The organism is Streptomyces viridochromogenes (assembly GCF_001270495.1).
In the GTDB taxonomy this organism is placed as follows: domain Bacteria; phylum Actinomycetota; class Actinomycetes; order Streptomycetales; family Streptomycetaceae; genus Streptomyces; species Streptomyces viridochromogenes_A.
Genome location: NZ_LGUR01000002.1, coordinates 486,997 through 494,926, shown reverse-complemented (window position 1 = coordinate 494,926; position 7,930 = coordinate 486,997). Strand labels below are relative to the sequence as shown.

Annotated in this window: 7 protein-coding genes; 2 read left to right on the top strand and 5 right to left on the bottom strand. The window is 71.2% G+C overall.

Annotation, left to right across the window (positions count from 1 at the left end):
- A partial coding sequence (locus ADK36_RS02050) for an RICIN domain-containing protein (RefSeq protein WP_053196034.1) occupies nt 1-1,619 on the top strand: 1,619 nt, incomplete at its 5' end.
- Nucleotides 1,620-1,702: 83 nt separating this feature from the next.
- Here ADK36_RS02050 and ADK36_RS02045 read toward each other — a convergent pair.
- The 4 genes from ADK36_RS02045 to ADK36_RS02030 form a co-directional block, all read right to left on the bottom strand.
- Nucleotides 1,703-2,707 carry a 2-hydroxyacid dehydrogenase gene (locus ADK36_RS02045; protein WP_048578993.1) on the bottom strand — a complete coding sequence of 335 codons (1,005 nt, stop codon included), beginning with the start codon at nt 2,705-2,707 and terminating at the stop codon, nt 1,703-1,705.
- The gene (locus tag ADK36_RS02040; protein ID WP_048579231.1) at nt 2,704-3,873 is read right to left on the bottom strand and encodes an alpha-hydroxy-acid oxidizing protein; all 1,170 of its coding nucleotides are present in this window, start codon (nt 3,871-3,873) and stop codon (nt 2,704-2,706) included. The genes ADK36_RS02045 and ADK36_RS02040 overlap by 4 nt, the downstream gene beginning before the upstream one ends.
- 221 nt (nt 3,874-4,094) lie before the next feature.
- Nucleotides 4,095-5,648: a purine-cytosine permease family protein gene (locus ADK36_RS02035; protein ID WP_107083580.1), complete on the bottom strand. Its 1,554-nt coding sequence runs from the start codon at nt 5,646-5,648 to the stop codon at nt 4,095-4,097.
- A 270-nt stretch (nt 5,649-5,918) separates the two neighbouring features.
- Entirely contained in the window at nt 5,919-6,470 is a 552-nt protein-coding gene (locus ADK36_RS02030; RefSeq protein ID WP_048578991.1) for a hypothetical protein, read from the bottom strand.
- 324 nt (nt 6,471-6,794) lie between these two features.
- Between ADK36_RS02030 and ADK36_RS02025 the strand changes: the two genes are divergently transcribed.
- Entirely contained in the window at nt 6,795-7,229 is a 435-nt protein-coding gene (locus ADK36_RS02025) for a protease inhibitor (protein WP_048578990.1), read from the top strand.
- Between the two features lie 204 nt (nt 7,230-7,433).
- On the opposite strand, the gene ADK36_RS02020 is transcribed toward ADK36_RS02025, so the two are convergent.
- A complete protein-coding gene (locus ADK36_RS02020) occupies nt 7,434-7,847 on the bottom strand; it encodes an STAS domain-containing protein (RefSeq protein ID WP_048578989.1) in 414 nt (137 codons plus the stop codon).
- Nucleotides 7,848-7,930: the final 83 nt, after the last annotated feature.

The window sequence follows — 7,930 nt, the reverse complement described above, 5'->3', positions numbered from 1 at the left end:
CCCACCCCCCTCGTCCTCCTCACCCCCCGCCAGGCGGGGTTCCCGAGGAATCCGACGAAGCTCTCGCCGCCCGGCTGCGGGGCCGTCCGGACGGTGAGGCCGCTCCGTCCGTCGCGCTGCTCATGGCGCGGCACTGGCAGCCGGCCCACGCGTACGCGGAGATCTGCCTCGCCTCCTCGGCTACCGCTGCCGACATGGTCACCGCCGCCGCCTTCCACCACGTCCTCGACCGCCTGGCGCTGGGCGAACCGGCCGCCGCGCTGCGTCCCCGGCTGCTCGTGGCCGTCCGGGACGCGGTCCGGCAGTGGGCTGCCGACGACCGGATAGCCGGCGTTCTGCCGGAGTTGGGGAAACCCGCGGGCGGCCGCGGTATACGTACCGCGAGGTCCATGACGCCCGAAAATCGCAGGCTCGCCGATCGGTCATTCCAGGCACTTCCGGGACTTGCCCGCTGTCTGCTCTGGCATACGGAGGTCGAGGCCGAGCCGTTAAGCGTGCCCGCCGGTCTGTTGGGCATGGATACCGTCACCGCCTCGGCCGCCCTCGAACAGGCGCGTGATAAATTCCGCGAAGGTTGTGTACATGCCCATCGGGAACTCGCGCCGACGAAGGATTGCCGGTTCTACAACCGCCTCCTCGACGTTCCGATACGCCGGGGCGGGGCCCTGCTGCCGGATGTCCAGCAGCATCTGACGCAGTGCCGCTACTGCCGTAACGCCGCCGAGCAACTGAGTCATTTCGAGGGCGGGTTGGGCGTCCTCATCGCCGAGGCGGTGCTCGGCTGGGGTGCGCGCCGCTATCTGGACACCAGACCCGGCCGTACGCAGTCCACCGGATCCCGCGAACGCGGCTCCGCCCGGCACGGCGCCGGACGGCGTCACCTGCTGGCACGGATCCCCGCGCAGATCCGCCGGTCGCCCGGCGGCCCGCGCTCGTCCCGGACGCTGCTCACGGGGGTCGGCGTCGCCTCGGCCGGACTGATCGCGATCATGCTCGGCGCGGGTCTGCTGTCGGACGACGACGGGGTCGACCCGGCCGCCTCCGCCACCGGCGGCAACACGGGAACCCAGTCGTCCCCAGCGGCGTCCGCCTCGCCGCCCGGCACGGCCCAACTCCCCAACGCACCACGCCAGACCAGGTTCCGCAACGCCGAGGTCGACCTGTGCCTCGACATCCGCGGCGAGCCGAAGGCAGGGGCCGGGACCGAACTGGCCGACTGCTCGGACGACGACACCCAGCAGTGGTCGTACAAGAAGGACGGCCTGCTGCGCAGCGTGGCGGACCCCGACCTGTGCCTGGACTCCCATGTGGACGCCGGTGTGGTGATCCTCGGCAAGTGTGCCGACGACGACTCCGAGCGGGCCGACGACGTGCGCTACGACCTCACCGTGCGGGGCGAGTTGCTGCCCCGCTGGGACGAGCGGCTCGCCCTCGCCCCCACCGCTGCGGCCGAGGGCGCCGACATCGTCGTCAAGGTCCGAGACGGCTCCGAAACACAGCGCTGGCTGACCGATCCGGCGACATCGGCGAACCCCGGGTCGCTGTCGAGTGCGGAGGCGGAGACGCCGGGGGCACAGGCGGTGCGGGGCGCTCCGCCGGCTGGAGGGGCGTGGGAGTAGCGCCGCGAGGGGGGGGCGCCGGTCGTCTGCGGCGCCGTTGTGGCTGGTCGCGCCCGCGCCCCCGCACGGTGTTGTCGAACCGCCTAGTTCACGACGTCCCGAGGTGTCCCGCCCGCCAGGAAGTCCGTCACGTTCTGGACGGCGGCGAGGGCGATGCGGACGAGGGTCTCGCGGGTGACGCCGCCGATGTGGGGGGAGAGCACCACGTTCGGGGCGCGGAGGAGGCGCAGGGCGGGGGTGGGGGGTTCGGGGTCGAAGACGTCGATGCCCGCCCCGGCGACGGTGCCCTTCTCCAGTGCGCCCGCGAGGGCGTCCTGGTCGATCAGGGCGCCTCGCGCGGTGTTGATCACGAACGCCGTCGGCTTGAGGAGCGCCAGCCGCTCGGCGTTCAGCATGTTCCGGGTCTCGTCGGTGAGCGGGGTGTGCAGGGAGATGTAGTCGGCGGTGCGCAGGAGTTCGTCGAGCGGGACGTGGCGGGCATCGCCGAGCTCGGCCTCCGTCTCCGGCGGGAGTCGGCGTCGTCCGGCGTAGACCACGTTCATGTCGAACGCCACCGCGCGACGGGCGACTTGCTGCCCGATCTGGCCCGGGCCCACGATGCCGATCGTCTTGCCGGACAGTTCGGTCAGCGACTGCTGGAGACGGGGGAGCGCCCAGTCGGCGTCGACGAGCGCGGTGTGGGCGGGGACGATCTGCTTGGCCAGCGCGAGCATGAGAGCGAAGGTCTGCTCGGCCACGTTCTGCGCCTCGGCGCCGCTGGAGCCGATGTTGCACACCCGCACTCCGCGCTCGCGCGCCACGCCCACGTCGACGTAGTCGAAGCCGTGGCTCGCGCACTGCACCAGCTCCAACTCCGGTGCGGCGGCGAGGTGTTCGGCGGTGACCGGGGCGAGCCCGGTGATGACGACGTGCGCGGCGCGCAGGGCGGCCAGGTCCTCGTCGGCCGCCTCGACGACGGTGACCCGCGCACCCTCGGGGAAGAGCGTGGCGAGGCCGGCTCCGATGTCACGGCCGCCCACGTGCGGGGAGATGACGGCGAGGACGTTCTTGGTGGCCGTGGTTGCCGTGGTGGCCTTGGCGACGGTCATGCGGATTCCTCGATGAGGTCGGCGGGGCCGATCGTGGCGGGGGTGGCGTGCCCGGACAGGGCGAGGGTGAGGTCGAGTTCGGCGAGCAGGCAGCGGATGACGTGCTCGACGCCGGCCTGTCCGTCGAGGCCGAGCCCGTAGGCGTAGGGCCGTCCGACCAGCACCGCCCGCGCGCCGAGCGCGAGGGCCTTGAAGATGTCGTCGCCGGTGCGCACGCCGCTGTCGAACAGCACCGTCAGCCGGTCGCCGACCGCCGCCACGACCCGGGGCAGGGCGTCGGCCGCCCCGATGGACCCGGCCACCTGACGGCCGCCGTGGTTGGAGACGACGACCCCGTCCATCGCGGCGTCGGCGGCCGCGCGGGCGTCGTCCGGGTGCAGGATGCCCTTGAGGACGATCGGGCCGTCCCAGTTCTCCCGCAGGAATGCCAGGTCGGGCCAGGTCTTGGCGGGGTCCGAGAACATCCCGACGAAGTGCATGACGGCCGCGTTGGGATCCTCCAGCACGGGCTTGGCCAGGCCCGCCTGGAAGGCCGGGTCGGAGAAGTAGTTGGCGGTGCCCACGCCGTGCAGGAACGGCAGATACGCCTGGTCGAGATCGCGCGGCCGCCAGGCCAGCATCGGCGTGTCCAGGGTGACGACGAGCGCGGTGAACCCGGCTGCCTTCGCCCGGTCCAGGAAACTCCGGGCCACCTCGGGATCCTTGGGCCAGTACAGCTGGAACCAGCGCTCGGCGTCGCCCATCGCCTGCGCCACCTGTTCCATGGGCGTGCTGGACGCCGAGGACAGGATGAACGGCACACCCTGCGCCGCCGCGGCCCGGGCGGCCGCGCACTCGGCGTCCGGGTGCATGATCGACAGCACGCCGACGGGTGCGAGAGCCAGCGGGGCGGGCAGGGCGCGGCCCAACACCTCGACGGACAGATCCCGTTCGTGCACGTCCCGCAGCATGCGCGGCACGATCCGGCGGCGCCGCAGCGCCGCCCGGTTGGCGCGGGCGGTGCTGCCGTCGCCCGCGCTGCCCGCGACATAGCCGACGGGACCGGGACCCAGGCGCTGCTCGGTCAGATCCTCCAGCCGGGTCAGATCAGTGGGCAGCCGGGGCACGGCCCCCGACAGTCCGTTCAGATAGATCTCGTACTGGAAGTCCGCCCAGTGCTTCGCCATGTCGTACATCCCGCCTCTCGTCGCTGAGAACGCGCAGTACGCCGACCATACCGACCGGTAGGCGGGCGAGTGGATCAGGGGGCGGCCACCGCCTTTGTGCGGGACGCATGTCCCCCCAGGGCTCGTCGCCGTGGTGAGCGGCGGCCGGACGCCGCTGTTCTCCTTGACCGCCGCCCGCACCTCGTCCCACGCCTACGCCCCTGCCATCAGTACGAAGTCGGTCAGGACCGCAACGTGGCGGACGGGTCTGGCAACGCCTCGCCGTCGGCCTTCGCACCGGGGCCGGTGATCGCCGGCACCGGTACGTCTACGGTACGGACCAGCCGCGCACCCTGCGGCCCGTACACCGCCCGAGGCTCGGGGAACAGCCGTAGCAGCGTCAGGAACAGGACGGCGGCGACGGCCAGCGACAACGGCAGGCTGATGTCCACCCCGTTCGCGAGACCGCCCAGCGGGCCGACGAACTGGCCCGGGATGTTGGTGAACAGCACGCCGATCAGCGCCGCCACCCACCAGGCGGTCATGCCCCGCCAGTTCCAGCCGTGCGCGAACCAGTAACGGCCGCCGCGCTGACGGCGGTTGAAGACCTGCAGGGCGTCGGGGTCGTACCAGCCGCGTCGGGTCCAGTAGCCCAGCATCATCACGACCATCCACGGCGTGGTGCAGGTGATGATCATGGTCGCGAAGGTCGAGATCGACCGCACGAGGTCGAGGCCGAACCGTCCGACGAAGATGAACGCGATCGACAACGCGCCGACCAGCAGCGTCGCCTGCACCCGCGACAGCCGCGGGAACACCGAGGAGAAGTCGAGCCCGGTCCCGTACAACGCGGTCGTCCCCGTCGCCATGCCGCCGATCAGCGCCAGCAGACACACCGGCAGGAAGTACCAGCCCGGTGAGATCGCCAGCAGCCCGCCCACGAAGTCGGGTGCCGCCGGATCGACGTACTCCGGAACCTTCGTGGCGATGATGCTCGCCGTCGCCAGGCCGAGGACGAACGGCAGCAGCGTCGCGAGCTGCGACAGGAACGCGGCGCCGATCACCCTGCGGCGCGGCGTGCCCGCCGGGATGTAGCGCGACCAGTCGCCGAGGAACGCCCCGAACGAGACGGGGTTGGAGAGCACGATCAGGGCCGCGCCGATGAAAGACGGCCAGAACAGCGACCGGGTCGCCGCGTCCGCGGAGTCCGTGAAGACGCCCGCGTACGACGGGTCGAAGTCGCCGGCGAAGGCGATCACGCCGATCAGGAAGAGCACGCTCGCCGAGGGCACGGCGATCTTGTTGACGAACAGCATGAAACGGAAGCCGTACACGCACACCGCGAGGACCAGGCCGGCGAACAGGGCGTACGCGACGACGTAGGACAGGGTGCCGCGGGTCAGGCCGAAGAGCCGGTGCGCGCCGCCGACCAGGGCGTCGCCGGAGCTCCACACCGAGATGGAGAAGAACGCGACGGCCGTCAGCAGGGACAGGAACGAGCCGACCACGCGGCCGTGCACACCGAGGTGCGCGGAGGACGAGACGGCGTTGTTGGTGCCGTAGACCGGTCCGAACACCGCCATGGGGCACAGGATCAGCGCGCCCGCGACGACCCCGAGGAGCGTGGCCGCGAGGCCCTGCCAGAAGGAGAGGCCGAACAGGATCGGGAAGGCGCCCAGGAGGCAGGTGGAGAAGGTGTTGGCGCCGCCGAAGGCCAGGCGGAACAGGTCCAGCGGGGTCGCGCTGCGCTCGGCGTCGGGGATGCGGTCGACGCCGTGGCTCTCGACCTCGGTCAAGGAGGGAGCGGGGGAGGGGAGTTCGGGCTGTGGGGACTGTGGTGGCTGAGGAGGCTGTGGTGACTGTGGGGGCACAGGAAGGCTCCAGCGTGGGCGGGGCGATGGAGCGCGTTGTGGCGCGGCGGGGCCGACGGCGGTGTCTGCCGCTGGGGTGTGCGGGCAGTGCGGATGCCGTCCTCTCAGGGATCAGCAGACGGTACGGCGTCGCACAAGATCCGCACCAGAGGACGGTTCATCCATCTTCGGTGCCGTGAGTGGACGAAACCTCCATCACTCGTTGTCCTGGGGAGCCTCCTCCGGCTCCGCGTCCGGCCCTTGCGCCCGCACCCGCTGCACGTTCTCCAGGGACTCGCGCAGCTCGGTGAGCCAGTCGTCGGTGTGCCGCTGGACCAGTCGTACGCACCAGGCCAGGGCCTCACTGCGGCTGCGGGCGACCCCGCCGGCGATCAGGGTGTCGAGGACCTGACGCTCGGGCTGGCGCAGCCGGGTCATCACAGGCGCGGCCACATGTGTGAACAGGGCACGCTCCGCACCGCACTCCACACCCCAGGAGACCTTGCGGCGGAACCGGTGTTCGGCGTCGCGGGCCACTCCGATCCGGGTGTCCCGGGTGCGCTCCCGGAACTCCTGGATCCGGCCCTCCACGGCCGCTTCTCGCTCGGCGGCCGGGGCGCCCTCGGCCAGGTGGGGTGCGGGGATGCGGCCGATCACGGTGATCTCCTCGCGGTCGACCGTCACCTCGGTCAGCTCCTCGAAGAGGTCGTCGGGCAGGCGGCCGGCGAACCAGCCGCGCAGCTTCTCTCGTTGCTCGCTGGTAATCATGTAATGACGATTACTCCGTTCTTCCATGAACACAAGGGGGTCCGGGCGGGTCGACCGACGGCCCAACCGGAATGTTTCAGGCCTATTAATGAGCGTGCGCAATCCGGCCACTCGGCGTCTTGGAACGATCAAGAACCGCCAACTTCCGGCGTTGGAACGTTCGAACTCCGTTACTTCACGCCACTGATTCAACACGCAAGGTTACTGAAACACGTGGTGTCGATGTGAGTTTCGGCGGCGGACTCGGCAGACTCCCGCTCGTCGCTCCGGCACCGATCGCGTCGGAGCCGACACACCCCCGAATCAAGCGGAAGGATGCACACAATGCGGAACACCGCGCGCTGGGCAGCGACCCTCGCTCTCACGGCCACCGCCGTCTGCGGACCCCTGACCGGATCCGCCCTCGCCGCCCCGGACGCCGCCCTCGCCTCTCTCTACGCCCCCTCGGCGCTGGTGCTCACCCTGGCCCACGGCGACAGCGCCACCCTCACGACCCCGGTGCGCGCCGTCACCCTGAGCTGCGCTCCGACGCCCTCCGGTACCCATCCCGACGCCGCCTCCGCGTGCGTCGAACTGCGCAGTGTGGCCGGGAACTTCGATGCCCTGAGGAGTAGAGACGGCGTGCTGTGCACCAAGCAGTACGACCCCGTGATCGTCACGGTCGAAGGGGTCTGGCAGGGCCAACGCGTCTCCTATGAGCGCACCTTCAGCAACGAGTGCGTGAAGGGCTCCTACGGGACAAGCCTCTTCGCGTTCTAGGACCGGGATCGCGCGGTCCCCGTGCAGTTCGGCAGAGGCTCGCGGATGGGGAGTGCGAGCCGTGCCGAGGGGCCTCTTGCGATCTCGCACCGGGGGTCGGCCGGGCGGAGTGGGGCCGCCCGGCCGACACCTCGTAACGCTCCGGGATCCTTCGGATCCCGGATTGTCACGGCAATGATCCCGCCTCGGACGATTCCGGCGGGATCATTCGTCTTCCCCGGGGACTCCGGGCAAGGGCGGGAAGCGACCCAGCAGGCCCGCCCCGCGCAACAGCCGCCGCAACCGCTGGGCGTCGGACACGACCCGCAGGCGCCCGCCGCGGTCCCGGGCGCGGGTCTCGGCCCGGCACAGGACGCGCAGCCCCGAGCAGTCGAAGAAGTCGACCCCTCGCAGATCGACCAGCACATCCGGCTCCGGCCGCCCCGTCGCCGCGTCCAGATGCTCGGCGACCAGCGCCGCCGTCGCCAGATCGACCTCACCCAGGACCTCCACCACCGTGAACGGGCCGCATCTCCGGGTGCGGGCATGGGCGTTCGCCGGCGGCGGCACGGGCCGGGAAGAGTCCGCGGCCATACTCTCCGTCGGATGGGGGGCGCGGTCGTCGGCGTCCGGCGTCATGTCCGCTCCACCTCGGCAGGGGGCGCATTTGATCAGGGTTGTTACCCGGAGGCGGGCGTGAGCATCCCTGCGGTGCCGCGTGC